The organism is Candidatus Omnitrophota bacterium (assembly GCA_021735655.1).
Lineage (GTDB): Bacteria > Omnitrophota > Gorgyraeia > Duberdicusellales > 4484-171 > JAHKAJ01.
On the sequence record JAIPGM010000003.1, the window covers coordinates 122,007 to 143,295 of the forward strand.

Genomic DNA, 21,289 nt, shown 5'->3' on the forward strand with positions numbered 1-21,289 from the left:
AGGTTTTTAATGAAGTATATAACTAATCTTATTGCCATCGGCGTAATTGCTTTTTTAGTTTTTGGTGCCATTAAGTTTAAGCAGACTGACGCCTATTCTACGGCTCGCTGGCATGTATCAAATTTTTTTAAGAGTACTAAGAATTTTGTTGAAGCTAAGAAGAAAAATATAAGTGAGGAGTTAAAACCTTCCCGCCAGCGCCCATTAACTTTTATGCAAATTCAGGGAGAACTTCAGAACTGGATGCCGGAAGTTTTCCTGGAGCAGTTTGGTGATTCTGATTGGGAGCTTATGTGGAACCTTGTTTATATAGCGGATAAGGTTGATGACGGTGGTTTTAAAGTATACCGCTATAAAACTCGTGAAGAAGTTGAATCTATCCTACGTTATGAGTATACAGATCTTAATTATTTAAAGGATAATGATTGGCGGGAACTTTGGAGTATAGCCAAGGTATCATGGTGAGATGAACCAGAGTAAAAAAGCTCTTTATGGTTTAGTTGGATTTCCAATCAAACATTCCTTTTCTCCAGCCATGCATAATGCGGCATTCGCCGCTTGTAATATTTCTGCTGAGTATAAATTATTTGAAGTAGAGTCTCCGGAGCTAGAAAACTTTTTGCTCAAAAGAAACGATATTGCTGGTTTTAATATTACCATTCCTCATAAGGTGAAAGCTTGCCAAATTCTGGAGAAGAACTTTCCTTTTAACAAAAATTCAAAAGCAACGCTAGATGATTTATACTACGTTAAATTATCGGGAGCTGTAAATACAGTAAAAAGAAAAGGTGAAGGCGCAGATTATTACAACACTGACGCGAGAGGTTTTTTAAGGTCTTTAAAGGAAGATTTACAGTTTGAACCAGAAGCTAAAACTGTATTACTTATTGGGTGTGGCGGAGTTGGTAGAGCTGTGCTTGCGGCTTTAAGTTGGAAGAATGGAGGAGCTGAAAAAATATACATATATGATTTAAACCAAAAAGCTATTGATTCTTTACAAAGACATTTTTTAACCCTACCTCAAGAATGGAGAGCCATTGCTGATAAAAAAATCGAAGTTATCTCGCAAGATAAAATAGCTGAGAAAATAAAGGAATCTCAACTATTGGTTAACGCAACACCTTTGGGAATGAAAGAAGGAGATCCTTCGCCAATTGATAAAAATATGCTTCATAAAGATTTATTTGTTTATGATGTGGTGTATAATAGGAATACAGAGTTAATTAGCGATGCTAAGGCGAGGTGTAGTGCAGTTTCCGGGGGTCTGGGGATGCTACTTTATCAAGGGGTAGCGGCTTGGGAGTTATGGACTAAGAAAACTGCACCGGTTGAGGTAATGCGTAAAACTTTAAACGAGGAGATTAAGAAAAAATGTTAGAAAAGATAGTTGCCTTTATTTTGGGAAGCTGTTTGGGTAGTTTTTTGAATGTTTGTATTCATCGATTACCGAAGGAAAAATCTGTTGTTCGGCCGCGTTCGTTTTGTCCGGAGTGTAAGGTAACTATAAAGTGGTATGATAATATACCTCTGTTGAGCTATTTAATTTTAAGAGCCAAATGTAGAGGTTGCGGTGAGAAAATATCATTTAGATATCCTTTGGTTGAGTTGATTACTGGAATTTTGACTTTGGTTCTTTATTCAAAATTTGGCTTAAGTGTTCTTTTATTCAAATTTGTTTTCTTTTTCGCCTTATTGGTTGTAGTTTCTTTTATTGATATTGATTACCATGCCATTCCGGTTTATTTATGTGTTGTTGGAATCATTGTCGGCTTGGCTTTTACGATTGTGCCAAGTTTAAATATATTCAAATCAGGAGTGGTCAGCCTAGATGGATTACCGCTATTTTTGGCGGTTAAAGGGCTTATTTTTGGTTTCGGTTTTACTTATTTATTTAAGTTTTTCGGTGATGTTTTTATTGATTTTTATTTAAAGTTTAGAAAAAAAGAATCAATTGAGGGGGAAACTGAATCCCTAGGCTTAGGAGATGTTGATTTTATGGGCATGGTTGGTGTATTTTTGGGAATGCAATCGGTTGTCTTGGTATTTTTTCTAGCTCCTTTTTTTGCGGTTTTTTATTCAATTTTTGCACTTATTTTTAAAAAGTCACATTTAATACCTTATTTACCGTACTTATCTTTAGCGACTCTGACTGCGTTTTTTTGGGGAAGTAAAATTCTGAGTTTTATATTTTAAACTGGAGGTAATAGATGAGAATTTTAACTGCCGGTGAGTCTCATGGTGAGGCTAATATTGCTATTTTAGAAGGCTTTCCTAAGGGTGTTAAGATTGATGCAGAAATTATAGATCAGGAGTTACAAAGAAGAGCTTCCGGACCAGGTCGAGGAAAGAGAATGTCAATCGAGAACGATAAAGTTCGGATTCTTTCCGGTCTTCGTAATAAAATTACCTTGGGAAGTCCGATTGGCCTATTGGTTAAAAATAAAGATAATACTATTTTTGCTCAAAAGGCTGATAATTTGTCAGCGATGAATGTGCCGAGACCGGCTCATGCTGGTTTAGCCGGCGCTTTAAAGTATGGTGAGAGCGATGTGAGAAATATCTTAGAGCGTTCTTCAGCCAGAGAGACTGTTGCTAGGGTCTGCGTAGGCTCAGTTTGTAAACAATTTTTAAGTAATTTCAAAATACAGATTGTAAGTTTTACTCTTGGTTTAGGTGATGTGGTGTCTGACAAAAGGCCAACCAGCATAAGTGAGATAATCAATAAGACTAAAAAATCAAAACTTAATTCTATCGATAAAGATAGTCAAATGTTAGCCGAGATTAATAAGGCCAGGAAGGATAAGGATACCCTTGGTGGCATTATTGAGATTTGGATAGCTGGTTTACCAGCCGGGTTAGGTAGCTGTATGCACTATGATCAGCGTCTTGATGCCAAACTGGCTTATAATTTAATGAGTATACCAGCAATAAAAGGGGTAGAGGTTGGTTTGGGATTTGAATATGCGCTAATGCGAGGTTCAGAAACCCATGATGCTATTTGTTATTCTAAAAACAAAGGGTTTTACCATAAGGCTAATAATTCCGGCGGAATCGAAGGCGGTATGTCTACTGGTGAACCGATTGTTTTGCGTATAGCTATGAAGCCAATAGCAACTTTGGCTGAACCATTGGAATCAGTTAATCTTAAGACTAAAAAAATCGACAAAGCTCCAACAGTGCGTTCAGATACTTGCGCTGTAGTTGCTTGTGGAGTGATTGCTGAAAGTATGTCAGCCATTGCAATTACTGAAAGTATGCTAGAGAAGTTTGGTTGTGATTCATTAGCTGAAATAAAAACCAATTATAAAAATTATTCTAAATAAGCAATATTTTTAGGTCAAATATAAGAATATGATAAAAAAGGAAGCATGATTAGAGAAGGCTTTACTTTAATTGAGCTAATCGTAGTTATTGCAATCATTGCAATTCTAGCAGCAATCATCGCTCCCAATGCTTTTAAGGCGATAGAAAAGGCAAAGGTTAGTAAAGTGGTGAGTGATTTAAAAACTTTAAAAACTGCAGCGATGTCTTATTATGGTGACACTGGTCAGTGGCCGCCTGATGTTTGCCCTAATGATGATCCTGGTTTTATGAGTCATGATGCGTTCCTTACGGCTTGTTGTATTACCGTTCCTAATGGAGATATCCCAGCTTTTATTGCTTTGATTGAAGATTATTGGGATGGTCCGTATTTAGAAGGGGGGTTTCCTAATTCAACGCCTTGGGGTGGAAGCTATGATTGGGAATGGTGGCCGTCCGGAGCAGTGGTGTGGCAAATGCCGCCAGGTTGTTATATAAGCGCTCGTGCCAAGTGGGATAGTACTCCCGCTGTTTGTGGTTTTGCTGTTGGTAATTCCGGTACTGAAGTTCCGGCTAATGCAGAGGTTAGACTTCAGCAACAAGATTTTGACCGGCATCTTTTGCCAGCCCCGGCTACAGTGGATGATCCTAGCGGTCTTGTTATTTTGACAATAGCAAATTTTTAGGAGGAGTACTAATGTTTGATATGAATAAGTTAGGTGATTTAAGTAAAATGGCCAATCAGGCTAAAGAGATTCAGAAGAATCAGGAACGCCAACAGAGTGAACAGTTAACTCTCTTAAAAAAGATATCTAAGCAGCTTGAGGAAATAGTAGTACTACTTAAGCAGAAGCAATAGTCTAATAAAAAAAGGATTAAAAATGATTGAGAAGATAGCTTTGGTCGCGGCAATAGTTTTACCATTTTGGAATATCCCTTTAATTGTAAGAATTGTAAAGAGAAAGTCTTCACGTGATATTAGTATGTATTGGGCTTTGGGCGTTTGGATTTGTTTTGTTCTAATGGCTCCTTCGGGATTTACTACTGATGATTTAGTTTGGCGAACTTTCAATATTGCTAATTTGATTCTTTTTAGTTTAGTAGTTATTTTTGTCTTAGCTTACCGTAAAGGAAAGAAAAACTAAATAATGTTAATATGAATTTACCGAATACAGTTTTTTTTAAATTCATTAAGCAGTACCCGAGGGTTTCAATAGCGCTTGGTCTAATTATTTTAGTCATCTTGTTATTTTTACCAGGTTCATTAGAGAAAAAGATAAAACTTTTGATACTTTCGGCAATTTTAGGTTTTTTTGCGGCTTTAGGGCTAAAATATTTTTTAGCTAGGAGGAAATCATGAGTGGAGTGTTTGAGAAAATTAGCAGTTGGTTTGGTTCTAACGAGTCAGTGAAACATGTTCGTTGTACCGAGAGTGCAGTGAAAGAAGTAATTGAAGCAGTCATTAATGAAATTGGCCTAAAGAGAAAAGTGGACAATATTACTTATCGGCCCAAACATCATTGGTATATCGTGCGTTTTTTCTCACCACCTAGCTGCATTATCCCTCGACAATTTATAGAAGCCTATTTAAAGACTGATGGCGTAAAAGGCAAAGCAGAGATTGTTGAGATATTGTCAGTTAAGCAAAAAGGTTTTGAATTGATTTAAATTTTTAGTTTAGGTGTTATAATGAAATTAATGCGAGAATTGATTGTTAGTATTTTTTTAGTAGTTTTCCTGTCGGGTTGTACTGGTTTTCTTGATGAAATAACGCGCCAACCAGGACCTAAGATAGGGTATTATTCTAATTTAGAGGGGTTATCTAAAGAAGCCGTGGCCAGAAAGTTTGGTCAGCCGACCTCAAAAGAAATTTCTTTTAGCTTTAAACATCGCACCGATCATTGGAACTATCGACTTGCTGAAGAAAGAGGAATGAAGATTACCTTTACTGACGGTTACGTTAGTGAAGTTTCCTACGATTAAGTTTTTTATTGAGTGAGTAGGTGAATAAAGCACAATCAATCATGAAGCTTTTATCAGGTATTAGTTTAGTTGTCTTCATCTGTTTGTCTATCGGTTGTCACCAATATGCAGCGGTAGAAAACTATACTGTTTTTACGACACCTTTTGGCCCGGTTGCAAAGGGTGATTCAATGCGCGAGGTTGTCAGTAGACTGGGTAACCCGATGAATGTCAGTAATTACAAGCGAAAAGAAGTTTGGAGCTACAATTTTGAAAAAACCGGAGAAGTGTTTGTATACTTTGAAAAGGGAAATGTTATTGACATGCAATTTCCAAATAAACCCAAAACTTGCGATAAGTGCAAAGGTGAACAATGAAAATAAAAGTTCTTATTGTTGATGATGAGAAAGAGGTCGTTGAGTCATTAGAACGAGGCCTTATCAAAGAAGGTTTTGATACGGTTTGCGCTTTTGACGGAATAGAAGCAAAGAATAAGATATTAAGTGACAATCCGGATGTAATATTGCTTGATCTTGTTATGCCTGTTTTGGATGGTTGGGGGGTTTTACAATGGTTACGTGAAGAAAAAAAATCATTCATTCCTACCATTATCCTTTCAGCTAAAGATGGGGTATCGGACATGAAGCGAGGCTATAACTTAGAAGCAGATACCTATTTGGTTAAACCGGTAAGCATTGAGGACGTGGTTAGTGGGATTAAATTAGTGTGTTCTTTAGGCGCAGAACAGGATAGAGTGTGATAAGTAAGTAAAAAGGAGGCCCAATGGCTAAAGCAGGAATAGTATTTTTAAAAATATTTAGAGTATTAATTGGTTTAGTACTTTTAGTTTATAGTGCATGTTTGTTGGGCAGTTTTTTCTCGGTCTCGGTGCATGACTATATAGGTGCTTTAGGCCAGCAATATAAGGTGATTGGGTTTATCTTTGCCGGTCTTTCTTCTACGCCAGCCTTTGCTTATCTATCTTTGTTCGTTGGCTCAATATATTTTTTAGCGGCTATCTCGATACTTAGCTTGAAACATAATCCGCGTATTGGTGCTACCTATATTTTATTTTCGGTGTGGGTATTCATTGTTTTTATTCTAGCCTTAAAAATTAAGGAAGGCATTGGGGTTGGTTTTTCGAACCCAGACTTTATAGCTAGTGTAACCGATTTTTTTAAAATAATGGTACCATTGGTAATCCCAGCTTTATTTTTACCGTTTTTTACCGGCGGAGAGTAAAAAAGGCTTTACCCAGATTGTATTTTTGATATAATAAGTCTTAACAAGGAGGTGTCCAGTGAAAAAGATAGTTCTTTTAGTAGTCATATTGCAGTTATTTTTTCTTCCCGTACATGCTCAAGATTATAATGCTTTACGTAAATTCGGAAGAGGTCTTTCTAACACTTTTCTCGGGTTAACTGAAATTCCTCGTCAGATGGGGATAACTCGTGAAGAATCTGGCAGTGTAGCCGGTGTTTTTTACGGAGCGCCAAAGGGCATTCTTTTTACTGTCGGTAGAATGGCTATAGGCTTGTATGAAGTAGTTACTTTTTTAATTCCACCCTATAAGCCGGTGGTTGAACCAGAATTTGTACTTACTGAAGAGTATAATGACCTTACTCCTGATGAGGAGTAGAGGAATTATAGATATTTTTTTAAGCTGGCCGAATATTGTTGGTGGTGGTCTCATAAAGGCATGCCAATACATCTATCGTTGTTAGGAAAAAAGTTATGAAGACAGAGAGAGTTCATAAATTTTCCTCAGCCCAAAGCCTTAAACAGTTTAATTTCAGTATAATTATTTTTGTTGGAGCAATAATCCTTTTGGTTGTTTTTAAGAATTTTCAAGTTTCCAACCAGCAAACCTACGGAGATTTACACCTTCGGGACAAAGAAGAGATTGCTCAGGCTTTTGTCCAGCTAGAGCTTAGATTATCAGAAGTCGAATTCGCAGATTTAAATAGTTTGATTGCAAAAGGCATGAGGGTGCTTCCTGAGTATGAGCGAGATAAACTTGAAAAATTGCAGAAAAAATACGCCTATAAAGGGCATAAGAGCTTTACTGAAGATGATGTTTTAGCTATGCGGCAGTTAAACTATAAGGCGATTGGTTTACTTTCTGAGGAAGATCAGTCTAGATTTCATTATCTTATGCTTAAGGCTACTGGAAAGGTTTCCGATAATTAGCGTTTAACTTTAAGTGAGTTTTAGCGATGATTAAAAAATCAATATTATTAATTTTCACAACTGGTTTCGTTTTTTTTGCTCAAGCCGAAGTGGTTGTTTTTAAAAATGGCAAAGTTATTGAAGGGGAAATAACCGAGCGAACTTCGCAATATTTAAAAATTGAGCTTAGTGGCATATCAATAAAATATTATCTTGAAACGATTGAAAGCATTGATGGTGAGAAAATTTCTGATCTTGGGCTTAGTAAGGAAGGCGTAGAATTAGGCGCTAAGGTTAAGCAAGATAGAGTAATCAGTGAGACTTGGCGCAAGCATTATGCCCAGGCTGAGCAATATCTTGAGAATCGTCAATACGAACAGGCAATATTGGAGTTTAATGAGGTTTTGAAAGAAGACCCTGGAGCATATGAGGCTTATACTGGCATAGGTTTTGCTAACATTCAGCTAGGTAAGTATGAAGAAGCTATAGCTAACTTTAAAAAGGCTATAGAAATAAATTCTGAATATGTTCAAGCTTATGATAATATCGGAGTTGTTTATTCATTTTTACGCCGCTATCGTGAAGCTTTGCCTTATTTTGATAAAGCCATAAGTATAGATCCAGAATTTGTCACTGCTTACAATAATCTTGCATCTACCTATCTTTTTCTGGGTCAGTATCAAGAAGCGGTTATCTATTATCAGAAAGCTTTTCAAATTGACCCTCAAAATGCCGACTCTGCTCGTAGCCTTGGTGTGGCCTATAATGATTTGGGTAAGGCAAAAGAAGCCAAGGAATATCTTGAGAAAGCAATAGAGCTCTATAAGGCTCAGGGTGACTATCATGGTGTGCAAAAAGCAGAGGACCAACTCAAAAACATTCCTAAAGATTCTCTTAAATGAAAGCTTATAAAATTCTGCTCACAGCCTGTATATTCCTGTTTATTTTTCTCTGTTTCTTTCATTATTTTTCTCAGAGGCCTCTTTGGGGAGATGAGAAGTTCGTTCTCGATAACATCAGAGACAGATCATTTAAACAACTCTTCGGAGTACTTAAAGACAGCCAGGCTTTTCCTCGAGTTTATTTAGGGATAGTTCAATCATTTTCAAAAGTGTTTCAGTATCATGTTTTGTCGTTACGTTTTTTACCATTTCTTTGTATGCTGTCGGCATTTTTTATTTGGAAGAGAGTGTATCGTCAAGTCCTAGATAGTCGTTGGCTGGCGTTATTAACCTTATCTTCTTTGAGTAGTATTTATTATTTTAGTTATTATGCGGCGGAATTAAAGCCTTACTCTATGGATGTATTGGTAGTAGCTATATTTTGTCTTTATTTTGTTTATCAAAAAAAACTGGACTCTAAAGGCCTTTCAAAAAAGTTTATTGTTGCAACTTTACTTTTACCGATTACCCTTTTCTTTTCCTATGCTAGTTTTTTAGTTTTTTGGATTGTAATTTATAATTTTTTATTCGTTGTTAAAAGAAGTCAAAAAATACTCTATCTTTTAATGATCTATTCTGCACTTTGTTTTTTATTTGGAATTTCGACATATTGGATTGATTTGAGACATGGCTATTCAACTCCCGGGCTCATATCTTATTGGAATGATTATTTTGTTTGCACTGATTCGGCCTATTGTTTTTTTAAATCCTTTGGTGAAGGTTTAAGGAAACTCGCTACTTGGTGGTTTGGTAATGTCGATTTTTTAAAGAGAAGTGCTTCTTTCGTCATACCTTTTTTTACAATTTCTTTATTTGTCTATGGTTTTAAATCTTTCAAAAGCAATAGCTGTCGACTTTTCAGTCTGGATTCTGTTGGTTTGGCTATTTTCCTTGAGTTGTTAGTTTTGGGAATTCTAAAAAAGTATCCTTTTACTGGAGAAAGGGTAACTTTATTCTTTGCTCCCTTTGTTTTTTATTTTATTATTAAAGGTATCAGCTCACTTAAAAAAATAAAAATTCTATACCGATTTTTCGTTGTTTCTTACCTTGGTCTTATTTTAGGCTGTGGCCTGAACTCGATTTTAACTTATTTAAAGCTTTATAACTGATTTTTTATTTTAAGGAGCAAAATTTATGCAAAATCAAAAGAGTATACGTTTATCAATCATTATCCCTTGTTTTAATGAGAAAAACTTTATACGAGAAATCATTGATCGGGTGAATAAAGCCCCAGTTGTCAATAAAGAGATAATTTTAGTAGATGATTGCTCGACTGACGGAACCAGAGAGTTGATCAAGAATGAGCTTCATAAACAGGTAGCTAAGGTAGTTTATAGCGATAAGAATTTGGGCAAAGGATCAGCTTTGCGCAAAGGGTTTGCTAAGGCTAGTGGAGACATTGTTATAGTCCAAGATGCTGACTTAGAATATGATCCTGAGGAATATCCAAAATTAATTAAGCCGATTATCGAAGGAAAAGCTGATGTAGTTTATGGCTCACGTTTTGTCGGGTCGAGTGGGCATCGAGTTTTGTATTTTTGGCATATGGTTGGTAATAAAGCTCTTACTCTTTTTTCCAATATATTTACTAATTTAAACCTTACCGATGTGGAGACTGGCTATAAGGTTTTTCGAAAGAGTATCCTTGATAAGGTTAAGCTTGAAGAAGATGGATTCGGTTTCGAAGTGGAAGTTACCGCTAAAGTGGCTGAGTTAAAATGCAGAATTTATGAGGTTGGTATTTCTTATAACGGAAGAACTTATGAACAAGGGAAAAAGATCGGTTGGCGCGATGGAGTTAAAACAATAGTTACAATTATTAAATACGCATTATGCCGGCAGAATTAAGAAAGGGGGTAACGTGACTAAGGGTAAATTTATATTAGTTTTTGCAGTAATTATTCTTATGAGTCAGTTTTTTGTTTTTGGGCAAGATCAGCCGCGTTGGCAAAGTCTATGTAAAGGCTCAGCTAACCCTTATTGCGTGGCTGTTGGCAAGGATGCTTGCAATAATGATTCTCATCCAATACCTTTACGTGGCCTTGAATTGGGGAAGGTAACCGGCGTTGTTTGGATCCAAGAGGGCGAAACGGTTAGCGGTGTTGGTGAATGGCCGCAAGTCGCACCAAAAAATGACTATTATTACATAATTGATAATGACATATCTGAACCTTTTATTAGGGTATGTAGCGAAATCGAAATTAAGGCAGAAGTAGAGGATGCAGGATTTAGTTCCGATTGAGATATTTTTAAGCCGCCATGAGGCAGAAGTTGTCAGGGGGTTCCTTCTAGATAGGGGAGTAGAGTCAGTAATCTCAATAGATGATGTTGGCGGTCAGCTTCCGGGCTTGAATACATTATCCGGAGGGATAAGGCTACTAGTTAGGCGGGGCGATTTAAAAAGAGCCAAAGAAATCTTGGAAAATTTAGATTGACCTTTAGGGAGGGGAGTAAACCATGTTTAAAAAGTTAAATAAAAGAGCGGAAAAATTAACTTTGATGGATGTTAAATTGTTGCAGTTATCAACTTTTTTCATAAGCATCGCAATGGTTAAGTTTATTCCTGATTTATTAAAGATTAATTATTCAATTTTATTAGTGTTGGCAATTATATTCTTAGCTAAGCCTTTTTACTCTTTTTGGCTTAAGAAGTAATATAATTAGGGGGGCCAATTTGGATAGAAACAGAGCAAGATTATTTGAACTGGTAGTATTACTGGTTGTTGTTGGAATTTTAGCGGCAGCAGCTTTTTTTAATGCTTTTAGTGTTGTTGAGAAGGCTAAGATTTCTAAAATGGCGGTTGAGGTCAAAGCTTTAAAGACAGCTTGGTATTCTTTTTACTCTGATTGCGGGTATTTTCCTACTGAAAATGATTATAAAGATAAAGGGGTTTATTCACATAGTGAAGTCGGGCCATTGATGAAAGATACAGATATCACTAAGGATGTTCTAAGCAGAAGCAGTTGGAATGGCCCTTACTATAAAGGTAAGTGTCGTTCGCCATGGCTTGCGCCTTACTTATATGATAATGACAACAACAACGTATACGATCCAGTTATTGGAACTAATCCTTATCGAGGGACTAATATCGGTATATCAGAATTAGATTTTAATGGAGATGTAGAAAAGATAGTTCCGGCGATGGATGAAATAATTGATGATGGAAATTCTTCAACCGGAAGCCTTAGATATACTCCTAATAAGCGAGTTTTTTATTTGATTCATAATAATTATTAAATTTAAAAAACAATGAAAAATACAAAAATGGTTAAGTTAATTTTGGGAATTATCGCTTTAGGGGTTCTGCTGACTTCAGCTACTTGTTCCTTTCGGCCACAGCCAGTTATGAAGATTAAGGCAGGAAGGATGACGATAGTCGATTGTTTGCAGTTTCTTGTAGCTGAAGAGAAGGGATTTTTTAAGCAAGAAAACTTAGAGATAGAAACTGTTATTATGGCTGGTGGTGCAGATATCGCCCCGGCAGTAGAGTCTGGAGAGCTGGATATTGGTTTTTCGAATGTGCCTTCGATAATCTTTGCCTACGATAAAGGGATTAAGTTTAAATTTCTAACTCCGGGATCTTTCCGGGATTCGAGTATAGGTACCGACTCGCAACATCTACTAATGTATAAAGGGTATGATTCTTTAGATCCTGAAGATTTTAACGGTAAGACAGTAGCTATAAATACGATGGCCAATATAAATGAATTAGCAATCAGGGCCTGGTTCGATAAGAACAAGGTAGACATTGACAAGGTTAATGTAGTTCCGGTTCCTTTCCCACAAATGGAATCAGCCTTTGAGACGCAGCAAATTGACGTTGCTATTGTCAACGAGCCTTTTGCAACTTTAAGTCTTTTACACGGCGTTACCAAGGTTTTAGACAGGTACCCGCTTAATGCTATCTCCAGACGGTTAATGGTTGCCAGTTGGTTTGTTACCGAATCAAGACTAAAAGAACACCCCAGGGAAATTCAAGCCTTCATCAGGGCAATTAACAAAGCAACTAAGTTTATCGTGGATAATCCTGAAGAGACAGCCGAGATTGTTGCCTATAACACTCGGTTGCCAAAGGAGTTATCGGGAAAAATTCGTCTGCCTCTTTTTACAGAGCATATACTTAAAGAGGACTTACAGGTAATGATTGATGCCTCATTCAAATACGGTTTTATAAAGAACAAATTTGATGCTCAAGAAATAGTAATTGAAGAATTAAAGCTAAAATAGATTAGAAATGAAGATACGTGCTAAATTAATTATTTTGTTTGTGGTTGTGGCCGTTTTAATTACCTTGATAAACGGATTTGTTTTTGTTATTCAGGGAGAAAGCTCTTTGGCCCAAAGGACGGAAGCTCAGCTTGAAAGCGTTACCGTATTAAAGGGGAATCAGCTTAAGGTTTTTATTAAGGATGCAACCAGCCGCTTAGAAGGTATAGCTCGGGAGAGAGTCCTTGTCGATAATTTTTTAAAATCAGTTGAGAATAAAAGTAGCCAATCTAACTTGGGAGATAATTGTCAGGAGTGCCATGAGCTATTAAGAGAAAGATTGGTCGGTGATCAGGATTTTAAAGAGCTGTTTATCTTAAATAGTCGAGGAGATGTTTATCTCTCGACCGATAAGGCCAATCAGGGGACAGATAAAATCTCGATGCCTTATTTTATTGAAGGCAAAAAAAACATATTTGTTCAGAATTTTTACTACAGTATAAGATTGAGGCAGTTGACTACGGTTATTGCTGTCCCGATTAAGGATTATAAGGAAAAGGTTATTGGTGTGTTGGCGGCTCGGATTAATTTGGATAAAATTAGTAATACTATGCTTGAGCGTTCTGGTTTGGGAGAAACTGGCGAAACTTATTTAGTTAGTAAATTTAATTACATGGTTACCGAATCAAGATTTGAGGGCGGCTTGGCTTTAAAGGGGGCGGTTTATAATGATGCCGTTAAAGACTGTCTAAAAGGAAACTCTGGGCGCAAAACTTATAATAATTACAGAGGTGTTTCTACTATCGGTGCATATAAGTGGTTTTCCGAAACAGATACTTGTTTAGTGGCTGAGATTAGTGAGGAAGAGGCATTAAAGCCAGTCAAAGAGTTAAGAGATATTATGGTTGTAGTTAATGTTGTTGTTCTTATCTTGACAGTTATTTTGAGTTTTTTTCTCTCAAGAACAATCACCAATCCGATTATCAGATTGGTAAAAGGAACAGAGGAAATTAGGAAGGGTAATTTAAACTATAAGATCGATATAAATTCAAAAGATGAGATAGGTTGGTTAGGGCGATCTTTCAATGAGATGGCTGAGAGTTTGGAGAAGACGACCGTTTCCAAAGCTTATGTAGATAGTATTATTGAAAGTATGAGTGATTCCTTGATTGTGGTTACTCCCAGATTAAAAATAGACCGGGTTAACCGGGCAGCATCTGAACTTTTAGGATATAGGGAGGAGGAGCTCATAAATAAGCCAATTGAAAAGATCATTTCGTTTAGAGATGCTAGCTTTGCAAAATCAGCACTAAAGCTGCAGATAAAAAAGGGTAGCTTGATGAATCAGGAAGTATATTATCGCACTAAGGCTGGCAAAGAAGTGCCGGTTCTTTTTAGCGTTTCGTTGATGAAAAATGAAGATGGGAGTATAAACTGTATTATTTGTACTGCTTGGGATATTACCGAACGCAAATTGGCTGAAGAAAAAATTAAAGAAGTGGCCGAGATGAAGTCAAAATTAACTTCAATGGTTTCACACGAGCTAAGAACCCCTTTAGCGGCGATTAAGACTGGTATAAATATTGTTGGAGACGGGTTAACCGGAAAAATTAATGCTGAGCAAAGTGATTTCCTTGGTATTGTTAAAAAAAATGTTGATCGTTTAGGCCGTTTAATTAACGATGTTTTAAATTTCCAGAAATTAGAATCTGGCAAAATGCAGTTTAAGGTAGAGGAAAATGATATAAACCAGACAATTAAAGAGGTCTATAAGATAATGCATTCATTAGCAAAACAAAAAAAATTACAACTTGGCCTTGAGCTTGAAAAGAATCTTCCTAAGAGTTCTTTTGATAAAGACCGAATCATTCAGGTGTTAACTAATTTGATTAGCAATGCTATTAAATTCACCGATAGTGGCCAGGTTACAATTACTACTCGAAGAGAGGCCAACCATGTTTGTGTAATGGTGGAGGACACCGGGGTTGGGCTTAGAGCTCAAGACCTTTCTAAGATTTTTGAGTCATTTGAGCAATTAGAAAGAGTAAAGGGTAGAAAAATAGAAGGCACAGGCTTGGGTCTTGCGATCTGTAAAGAAATAATCGAGCAACATAAGGGAAAGATTTGGGTTAAGTCTGAGCTAGGAAAAGGGTCTCTTTTTAGTTTTATTTTACCAATAGTAACCTAAAAAGGGATTAAAAATCCACTTAAGTTATTTTCTAATACTTTAATAAACCAAATAATTTTTCAATAGAAGAAAATCCCTTGCCTAAAATACCCTCTACTGCTATAATTTTCTAATTGTTATTTGGTATTTTTATCTGTTTTAAACCTAGGCGAGGTAGCTCAGTCGGTAGAGCGAGGGACTGAAAATCCCTGCGTGGGGGGTTCAATTCCCTCCCTCGCCACTTTTTTAAACGAAGTACCTTTTTAAGAAGTGTGAAAACTCTATTTTTTTTCATCGCTTTTCTTTTAATTTTTCCTGCCAACAGTTCATTTGCCCTTTTTAAGCCAGTTGAGAATTTAGAAGATACCCAAATAAAACGCTTAGTAATCTCTCCATTTGATTCGACTTCTGTCTATACTACTTCTAAGAATTCTTTATATCAAAGTCAAGATTCAGGAAAAAGTTTCGAAAAAGTATCGGTTTTCAAGGATGAAGAGGTTCAACATCTTTTTTTTGACCCTTATTTTGCTAACATAGTTTATATTGTAACTAGCCGGCACCTTTATCGTTGGGAAGAAAAACTAGAAGTATTATTTTCTGCTCCTGATGAGGAGTTTATTTATAGTGCTGCCCGCCATAAAGAGAAGATATACGTTGGGACCAACAAAGGGCTCTATTTTTCCTTCGAAGATGCTTTAATCTGGCATAAACCAAAGAATTCAATTGAAGCAACAGTTTATTATATCGAGCCGGCCAATGAACAAGTATATTTGGCTACTGATAGAGGTGTTTACAGCTTAAGCGGTGATGATCGGTTTAAGCGATTGTTTGTTGTGAGAAGGCAGGAAGAGGAAGATGCTGAGGAGTTTGTTCCCCGGATTATTAAGGTAGATATATTTGATAAAAATCGTCTTTGGTTGGGAACAAGCAGAGGACTGTACAGTTCCTTAAATTCCGGAAAGAATTGGAGTAAGGTTTATATTGGTGGTCTTGGCAGTCTATTTATTAATTGTATTGCTCAGACTAAGCTTCAAAATGATGTTCTTTATCTAGGCTCGACCCGTGGTTTTTTTAAGGTTAATTTTAAAAGAAAATCATCAAAACAGATTTTTGAAGGTCTTCATTCATCTTATATTTGGTGGGTTACCTTTACTCAGCAAGGAATAATTTACCTGTCTACTTCTAAGGGTTTATTTCAGGAAACCTATTTTACTCCAACTGCCAATAATAATTTTAGGGAGCTGGCAGCTAAGGAGCCTTCAATTTATGAAGTTCAGCAAAAGGTTTTGCAATATAATGAGGTTCATCCGGATAAGATAGCTAAATGGAGGAAGAGATTAAAGTTTAGAGCGTTATTACCGGATCTTAATTTAGATTATGATAAAACAGTTACTTATGACAGTGGCTCTGATAAATATTATATTGGTCCACGGGATTGGGGAGTATCCTTAAGCTGGAATCTCGCTGATTTTGTTTGGAATAGTTATGAGGATGACATTGATACCCGTAGTCGCCTTAATACTCAGTTGCGCTTGGATATAATTGATGAAATAAACCGGGTTTACTATGAGCGTCTACGTCTAAAGAATGAAATCGCAATTAGCTCTTTAACTAAAGAAGAGCTATTTTCAAAGAAGTTGCGTTTAGAAGAGTTAACTGCTATCATTGATGGGTATAGTGGAGGATATTTTTCAAAAAGAATAAAAAAACTTAATGAGCAGCAACAATAAACCATTAGTTTTAATTTTGTGCGGAGGAAGGTCTCTTAGGCTTTGGCCGCTTTCGCAATATAAAAGTAAGAATTTTTTGGATGTTTTTGGTTTTTCCCCTTTAGAGCTTACCGTAAAGCGATTTTTAAAAATCACCCCTAAAGAAAATATTTTTTTGGTAGCTAATATTTCTGAGAAGAAGGAACTTGAGAAGTTAAAAATAGTCAGAAAAGCTAATATAATTTTTGAACCACAAAGTAAAAATACTGCTGCCGCGGTGCTATTATCAATTTTACATTTAAAAAATCAGGCTAGAAAAAGTATTATCATTGCTCCGGTTGATCATTTAATTGAAAAGGAAAAAGAATTCTACAAAGCACTGAATCTTGCTTTGGCGGCAGCCCAAGCCGGTTCAGTTTGTACTTTGGGAATTAAGCCTAATGAACCTACGCCAAATTTTGGTTATATTCAAGTGAAATCAAAACAAAAAGGAAGCTACCCAATAAGACGCTTTATTGAAAAGCCAAGCCCTAGCCGGGCAAAAAAACTTATCGCTAAGGGGGGTTGTTTTTATAACAGTGGCATATTTGTGGCTTCTTTAGCTACCCTGATTGATGAATATAAGAAATACTATCCAGATTACAATCATTTTATTAGGCTGTTTGCGAAAAAGAAAATAAAATCTCTTTATCGAGGATTGGAAAATAAACCTTTTGATAAGGCAATAATGGAGAAGACTAAAAAGGGTGCTTTGGTAAAGGGTAATTTTAGTTGGAAAGATTTTGGTTCTTGGTTATCGATTTATGAAGTTTTTTCTAAGGATGGTAAGGGCAATGTTTCCAGAGGTAAATCCTTCATGAAAGATAGTCGCAATAATTTAGTTTTTCTTAATGATTTAGGAAAAAAAATATTAGTTATCGGAATGGAGGACACTTTTTTAATTGACACTAAAGATTTCATTCTTCTTGCTAACCGCGCCCATATAAACAGTCTTAAAAAAGCCTTAAAACAATTTAAGCACTAGAATCTTCAATTAAAATGACTTATTTTTATGGACCAGTCTTTTCTCGCAGGTTAGGTTTTTCTCTGGGGGTAGATTTATTTCCCAGAAAGACTTGTTCTTTTGATTGTATTTATTGTCAATTAGGCAGGAATACAAAAAAAGTTACCCGACGAATTTCTTGTGTTGAATTAGCTAAATTAAAGCAAGAACTAAAAACCATAATTAAAAAGAAACTACGGATAGATTTTATAACTATTTCCGGAAGTGGCGAACCAACTTTACATAAGGATTTAAATAAAATTATTAAAGTAATAAAGACAACCACTAACAATAAATATTCGGTGTGTGTTATTACTAATTCATCTTTGCTTTATCGAAAAGATGTAAGGAAAGAACTTAGGGCAGCAGATGTAATCATTCCTTCTTTAGATGCAGCAAGCGCAAAAGTATTTCATAAAATTAATAAGCCTTATAAGGGGGCAGATTTAAATAAGTTATCGCAAGGTATAGTCAAGCTGTCTCAGGAGTTTAAGGGGCAAATTTGGCTTGAGGTTATGTTAGTTAAGGGTATAAATGATAACTTATCGGAAATAAAGAAATTAAAAAAGATAATTGAAAAGATATCTCCGAGCAGAGTCCAACTTAATTTACCGGTGAGACCAGCAGCGGTCAAGGTAAACTTACCGAGTGCTAAGAAACTAGTGCAGATAAGGAAAATTATCGGTTTTGATGCTGAGGTTGTCTCAGACGTTTACGATGGAAGAAAAGAGTTTACCGCTTCAACTTCAAGATAAACAAATGATTAGAGAAAATATTAAAACTATTTTAAGCCAGTTGCCTCAAGGGGTGGAATTGGTGGCGGCAACTAAAGAGCGAAGCAGCGATGAAATAAACGAAGCCATTGAAGGCGGAGTTAAAATAATTGGCGAAAATTATATAAAAGAAGCCGAAGCTAAATTTGAGCTTATTGGCAAGAAAGCAAGGTGGCATTTAATTGGTCATCTCCAGAGCAATAAAGCAAAGGCGGCAGTTAAGATTTTTGACCTTATTGAAACTTTAGATTCATTGGATTTAGCCGTTATTTTGGATAAAGAGTGTAAAAAAATAAATAAGGTAATGCCAGTTTTAGTTGAAGTGAATTCAGCCTCTGAGCCTCAGAAACGAGGGGTTTTGCCTGACCAAGTAGAAACTTTTTTGAATCAGCTTTTAGCTTTTTCTAACCTTAAGCTGTCGGGTTTGATGACTATGGGACCTTGGTTAGAAGATCCTGAGGCAATAAGGCCATATTTTAGAAAAACCAAAGAATTATTTGATAAAATTAAAGCTAATTATCAAGGTAAAATAGAAATGAAATATCTTTCAATGGGGATGAGTTCTTCTTGGCGAATAGCCATTGAAGAAGGAGCTAATATTGTAAGGATTGGAACGGCAATTTTCGGAAAACGAAAAGGTTAAAATGAAGTTAAAGATAATTTTTGATAAAGAATCAGTAAATAGTAATTGTGTTGGTGGTTGGGGGGTTGCTTATTTGATTGATGATAAGATTTTATTTGATACTGCTGAGAAGGCAGAGTATTTAATTACTAATTTAAAGGCCTTAGCTGTAGATATCGTCGGTATTGAAAAGGTAGTTATTTCTCATAATCATTGGGATCATCGTGCTGGACTTACGAGTTTGCTTGAGCTTAATAAAAAAATAGAAGTTTTTGCCTGCTCTGATTTTATAGATGAGTTCGGAAAAGAACTTTTTGGATATAATTTAAAATTGGTCGAGGCCCCGCTTCAGATAGCTAACAATGTATATACCAGCGGATGCTTGTCAGTCAACTATAAAGGTAGTAAGATAAAAGAACAGGCTTTGGTTTTGAGTGGCGAAAAGGGTATCTCTCTTGTTTCTGGTTGTTCTCATCCGGGGGTTTTAGCTTTAATTAATAGGGCTAAAGAGATTTTTCCTGAAAAAAGGTTTTATTCTTTAGTTGGCGGGCTTCATCTTATGGATGAGGACGAACGGTCGATCAACTACATTGTAGATGAGGTTAAAGGAGCTGGGGTAGAGAATATTATTCCTGGGCATTGTACGGGATTTAATGCAGTTAAGGTTTTTCAAAAGGTATATCAGGAACATTTTTTTGATTTGAAAATTGGTCAAGAAATTGAACTATAGCCAAAGGGAGGTGTTTAAATGAGCTTTAGGGTTATTTTTGTAGTTTTAACTGTAGCGGTTTTAATTTCTGGATGTGTTCAGATGCGAGATTATACCGGGACTCGCGAGGGGGCTGCCGGATTAGATGTTAAGAATCGGTTCGGTGCTGGTCTTGAGAAAAAAGATTATTATGTAGTTAAGGATGGAGATGGTATTGTTATCGGTGATAACAAAGATGAAGTAATAGCTATGCTTGGTCTCCCGGATCAAGTAAGTACAACTCTTGAAGGTTATGAATATTGGACTTATGATAAAAGGAGCCTTAAACTATTTTTTTCTCAGGATCGGCTCAGGGAGTGGGAAGAATTTTAATTCAATTTTTTGTTTAGATCTCTTACGTAGTTTTTTATTTTCCAAAAATCTTTTATTTTTTCTTTTTGAAAGAAGCTAAATAGAGAGTTGTTGTGTAAGATTGGCTCATCGACATTATTTTGATAATGTTTAAATATTTCAGTCTCCGGGACTGGTGAAAATTCAGCCAGAGATACTCTTGCCCCTAGTCGGTTTATAAATTCAACATCAGATTTTAATTCATCAAGGTCTTGATTGGGGTAACCCAAAAGTAGATATATACTAAACTCACCATTTTTGAAACCGCCATTTTTGAGTGATTCTATTCCTTTAACTAAATCATCTCTGGTTGCTTTATCTCCCCAGGCCTTTTGTAATTTTGGGTTTAGGGTTTCTAAGCCAAAATGAGGGTTGATAAAACCGGATTGTTTAAGAAGCTTTGATATCTCAGGGTCTAGAAAGCGCAGATGAAGAGCATTCGGGGTGTGAAAGTTAATTTTTAATTTTCTTTTTACTATGTTGTTCAATAATATTTTTGCATATTCTGGTTCATAAAGGAAGGCATCGTCGTAGAGAACAAAATGGCTTAGACCGCGTCGGGCATATTTTACGATAAAATTAACTATTTTATCAGAGTTTATCCTAAGGAATCCCGATGAAAGTTTTTTTATAGCGCAAAAGCTACAGCTAAATGGACATCCCCATGAGGTTCTCAAGACCAGATAGTCTAAAGAGCTATAGAAATTTTCATAATCAGGAAGAGTCGAATAGAGTTCTTCTAAGTTAAACGGACAATTTATTAGTTTAAAGAATTTGTCAATTTCAGAGTTTTTAAAAATAAAGTCGCCACAGTTATTTTCTTTAGCATGGCTATCACAGAGGGTTGCGTAGGTGCCTCCTAAAATTATCGGAATTTTGGGAAATTTTTTCCTTAATATTAAATTTAATTCGATAATTGCTGGATACCAATAAGTCATTGATGAGGTAATAAGAATGTAGTCTGGATTTTTGCCAACTAAGCGTTTTTCGAATTCATCTTTAGGCATTCCGTAGCGTTTAAAATAACGGGGAATAGATTTAGCTGCTCCAGGGGTAGGAATGATTTCACAATAGTACTTACCGCGGCCAAAATCAGCTTGGGATATTTTTTTATCTAGGCAATCGATATAGTCTATTGATAACCCTTTGTTTTTTAGGTAGGTCAGAATAACTAAAAATCCATAGGGTTTGAGCCAGAAATCGTAGGCAGCACAGTCAATTATCCAGGGATTTATTGCTAAAATATTCACGAGTCCATTATAACAAATATGCTATAATAGGGAAATCTTAAGAATAGG

General features: G+C 36.0%; 30 protein-coding genes and 1 tRNA gene. 30 read left to right on the forward strand and 1 reads right to left on the reverse strand.

What is annotated here, in order from left to right:
* The first annotated feature begins 9 nt into the window (after positions 1–9).
* The 30 genes from K9L86_03260 (at position 10) to K9L86_03405 (ending at position 19,973) form a co-directional block, all read left to right on the forward strand.
* Positions 10–465, forward strand: a complete 456-nt coding sequence (locus tag K9L86_03260; protein MCF7907881.1) for a hypothetical protein — start codon at positions 10–12, stop codon at positions 463–465.
* Position 466: 1 nt separating this feature from the next.
* Complete coding sequence (locus K9L86_03265; protein ID MCF7907882.1) at positions 467–1,378, forward strand: shikimate dehydrogenase; 912 nt, start codon at positions 467–469, stop codon at positions 1,376–1,378.
* Positions 1,372–2,193 carry a prepilin peptidase gene (locus tag K9L86_03270; protein ID MCF7907883.1) on the forward strand — a complete coding sequence of 274 codons (822 nt, stop codon included), beginning with the start codon at positions 1,372–1,374 and terminating at the stop codon, positions 2,191–2,193. Before K9L86_03265 ends, K9L86_03270 begins: the two co-directional genes overlap by 7 nt.
* A gap of 14 nt (positions 2,194–2,207) precedes the next feature.
* Positions 2,208–3,323 (forward strand): chorismate synthase, encoded by a 1,116-nt coding sequence (aroC, locus tag K9L86_03275; GenBank protein ID MCF7907884.1) that lies wholly within the window; start codon positions 2,208–2,210, stop codon positions 3,321–3,323.
* A 45-nt stretch (positions 3,324–3,368) separates the two neighbouring features.
* Positions 3,369–3,986 (forward strand): type II secretion system protein GspG, encoded by a 618-nt coding sequence (locus tag K9L86_03280; protein MCF7907885.1) that lies wholly within the window; start codon positions 3,369–3,371, stop codon positions 3,984–3,986.
* An 11-nt stretch (positions 3,987–3,997) separates the two neighbouring features.
* On the forward strand, positions 3,998–4,159 hold the full coding sequence (locus K9L86_03285; GenBank protein MCF7907886.1) for a hypothetical protein: 162 nt from the start codon (positions 3,998–4,000) through the stop codon (positions 4,157–4,159).
* Positions 4,160–4,181: 22 nt separating this feature from the next.
* Entirely contained in the window at positions 4,182–4,445 is a 264-nt protein-coding gene (locus K9L86_03290) for a hypothetical protein (protein MCF7907887.1), read from the forward strand.
* A gap of 211 nt (positions 4,446–4,656) precedes the next feature.
* On the forward strand, positions 4,657–4,968 hold the full coding sequence (locus K9L86_03295; protein MCF7907888.1) for a hypothetical protein: 312 nt from the start codon (positions 4,657–4,659) through the stop codon (positions 4,966–4,968).
* A gap of 21 nt (positions 4,969–4,989) precedes the next feature.
* A complete protein-coding gene (locus K9L86_03300; protein ID MCF7907889.1) occupies positions 4,990–5,283 on the forward strand; it encodes a hypothetical protein in 294 nt (97 codons plus the stop codon).
* Positions 5,284–5,303: 20 nt separating this feature from the next.
* Positions 5,304–5,639, forward strand: coding sequence for a DUF2845 domain-containing protein (locus tag K9L86_03305; protein ID MCF7907890.1), 336 nt, complete (start codon positions 5,304–5,306; stop codon positions 5,637–5,639).
* Positions 5,636–6,022 carry a response regulator gene (locus K9L86_03310; protein MCF7907891.1) on the forward strand — a complete coding sequence of 129 codons (387 nt, stop codon included), beginning with the start codon at positions 5,636–5,638 and terminating at the stop codon, positions 6,020–6,022. The genes K9L86_03305 and K9L86_03310 overlap by 4 nt, the downstream gene beginning before the upstream one ends.
* Before the next feature lie 23 nt (positions 6,023–6,045).
* Positions 6,046–6,504, forward strand: a complete 459-nt coding sequence (locus K9L86_03315; GenBank protein ID MCF7907892.1) for a hypothetical protein — start codon at positions 6,046–6,048, stop codon at positions 6,502–6,504.
* A gap of 58 nt (positions 6,505–6,562) precedes the next feature.
* Positions 6,563–6,901 (forward strand): exosortase system-associated protein, TIGR04073 family, encoded by a 339-nt coding sequence (locus K9L86_03320; protein MCF7907893.1) that lies wholly within the window; start codon positions 6,563–6,565, stop codon positions 6,899–6,901.
* Positions 6,902–6,996: 95 nt separating this feature from the next.
* Positions 6,997–7,452: a hypothetical protein gene (locus K9L86_03325; protein ID MCF7907894.1), complete on the forward strand. Its 456-nt coding sequence runs from the start codon at positions 6,997–6,999 to the stop codon at positions 7,450–7,452.
* Positions 7,453–7,478: 26 nt separating this feature from the next.
* Positions 7,479–8,333, forward strand: coding sequence for a tetratricopeptide repeat protein (locus K9L86_03330; GenBank protein MCF7907895.1), 855 nt, complete (start codon positions 7,479–7,481; stop codon positions 8,331–8,333).
* Positions 8,330–9,481, forward strand: coding sequence for a hypothetical protein (locus K9L86_03335; GenBank protein MCF7907896.1), 1,152 nt, complete (start codon positions 8,330–8,332; stop codon positions 9,479–9,481). The genes K9L86_03330 and K9L86_03335 overlap by 4 nt, the downstream gene beginning before the upstream one ends.
* A 43-nt stretch (positions 9,482–9,524) precedes the next feature.
* Positions 9,525–10,220 carry a glycosyltransferase family 2 protein gene (locus tag K9L86_03340; GenBank protein MCF7907897.1) on the forward strand — a complete coding sequence of 232 codons (696 nt, stop codon included), beginning with the start codon at positions 9,525–9,527 and terminating at the stop codon, positions 10,218–10,220.
* Between the two features lie 13 nt (positions 10,221–10,233).
* Entirely contained in the window at positions 10,234–10,614 is a 381-nt protein-coding gene (locus tag K9L86_03345; GenBank protein ID MCF7907898.1) for a hypothetical protein, read from the forward strand.
* Entirely contained in the window at positions 10,592–10,807 is a 216-nt protein-coding gene (locus K9L86_03350; protein ID MCF7907899.1) for a DUF2007 domain-containing protein, read from the forward strand. The genes K9L86_03345 and K9L86_03350 overlap by 23 nt, the downstream gene beginning before the upstream one ends.
* A gap of 22 nt (positions 10,808–10,829) precedes the next feature.
* Positions 10,830–11,027 carry a hypothetical protein gene (locus K9L86_03355; GenBank protein MCF7907900.1) on the forward strand — a complete coding sequence of 66 codons (198 nt, stop codon included), beginning with the start codon at positions 10,830–10,832 and terminating at the stop codon, positions 11,025–11,027.
* Between the two features lie 19 nt (positions 11,028–11,046).
* Positions 11,047–11,610: a hypothetical protein gene (locus K9L86_03360; protein MCF7907901.1), complete on the forward strand. Its 564-nt coding sequence runs from the start codon at positions 11,047–11,049 to the stop codon at positions 11,608–11,610.
* Between the two features lie 12 nt (positions 11,611–11,622).
* On the forward strand, positions 11,623–12,600 hold the full coding sequence (locus tag K9L86_03365; protein MCF7907902.1) for an ABC transporter substrate-binding protein: 978 nt from the start codon (positions 11,623–11,625) through the stop codon (positions 12,598–12,600).
* A gap of 7 nt (positions 12,601–12,607) precedes the next feature.
* Positions 12,608–14,767: a PAS domain S-box protein gene (locus tag K9L86_03370; GenBank protein ID MCF7907903.1), complete on the forward strand. Its 2,160-nt coding sequence runs from the start codon at positions 12,608–12,610 to the stop codon at positions 14,765–14,767.
* A 147-nt stretch (positions 14,768–14,914) separates the two neighbouring features.
* Positions 14,915–14,987, forward strand: a tRNA-Phe gene (locus K9L86_03375).
* A 31-nt stretch (positions 14,988–15,018) separates the two neighbouring features.
* The gene (locus K9L86_03380; GenBank protein MCF7907904.1) at positions 15,019–16,476 is read left to right on the forward strand and encodes a hypothetical protein; all 1,458 of its coding nucleotides are present in this window, start codon (positions 15,019–15,021) and stop codon (positions 16,474–16,476) included.
* A complete protein-coding gene (locus K9L86_03385; GenBank protein MCF7907905.1) occupies positions 16,460–17,479 on the forward strand; it encodes a hypothetical protein in 1,020 nt (339 codons plus the stop codon). Before K9L86_03380 ends, K9L86_03385 begins: the two co-directional genes overlap by 17 nt.
* Before the next feature lie 14 nt (positions 17,480–17,493).
* Positions 17,494–18,252 carry a radical SAM protein gene (locus K9L86_03390; protein ID MCF7907906.1) on the forward strand — a complete coding sequence of 253 codons (759 nt, stop codon included), beginning with the start codon at positions 17,494–17,496 and terminating at the stop codon, positions 18,250–18,252.
* A 4-nt stretch (positions 18,253–18,256) separates the two neighbouring features.
* Positions 18,257–18,913, forward strand: a complete 657-nt coding sequence (locus K9L86_03395) for a YggS family pyridoxal phosphate-dependent enzyme (GenBank protein MCF7907907.1) — start codon at positions 18,257–18,259, stop codon at positions 18,911–18,913.
* Position 18,914: 1 nt separating this feature from the next.
* Complete coding sequence (locus tag K9L86_03400; protein MCF7907908.1) at positions 18,915–19,622, forward strand: MBL fold metallo-hydrolase; 708 nt, start codon at positions 18,915–18,917, stop codon at positions 19,620–19,622.
* An 18-nt stretch (positions 19,623–19,640) separates the two neighbouring features.
* Positions 19,641–19,973 carry a hypothetical protein gene (locus tag K9L86_03405; GenBank protein MCF7907909.1) on the forward strand — a complete coding sequence of 111 codons (333 nt, stop codon included), beginning with the start codon at positions 19,641–19,643 and terminating at the stop codon, positions 19,971–19,973.
* Here the strand turns inward: K9L86_03405 and K9L86_03410 are convergent.
* Positions 19,970–21,241 (reverse strand): radical SAM protein, encoded by a 1,272-nt coding sequence (locus K9L86_03410; GenBank protein MCF7907910.1) that lies wholly within the window; start codon positions 21,239–21,241, stop codon positions 19,970–19,972. The two genes, K9L86_03405 and K9L86_03410, sit on opposite strands and share 4 nt — an antisense overlap.
* Positions 21,242–21,289 lie beyond the last annotated feature (48 nt).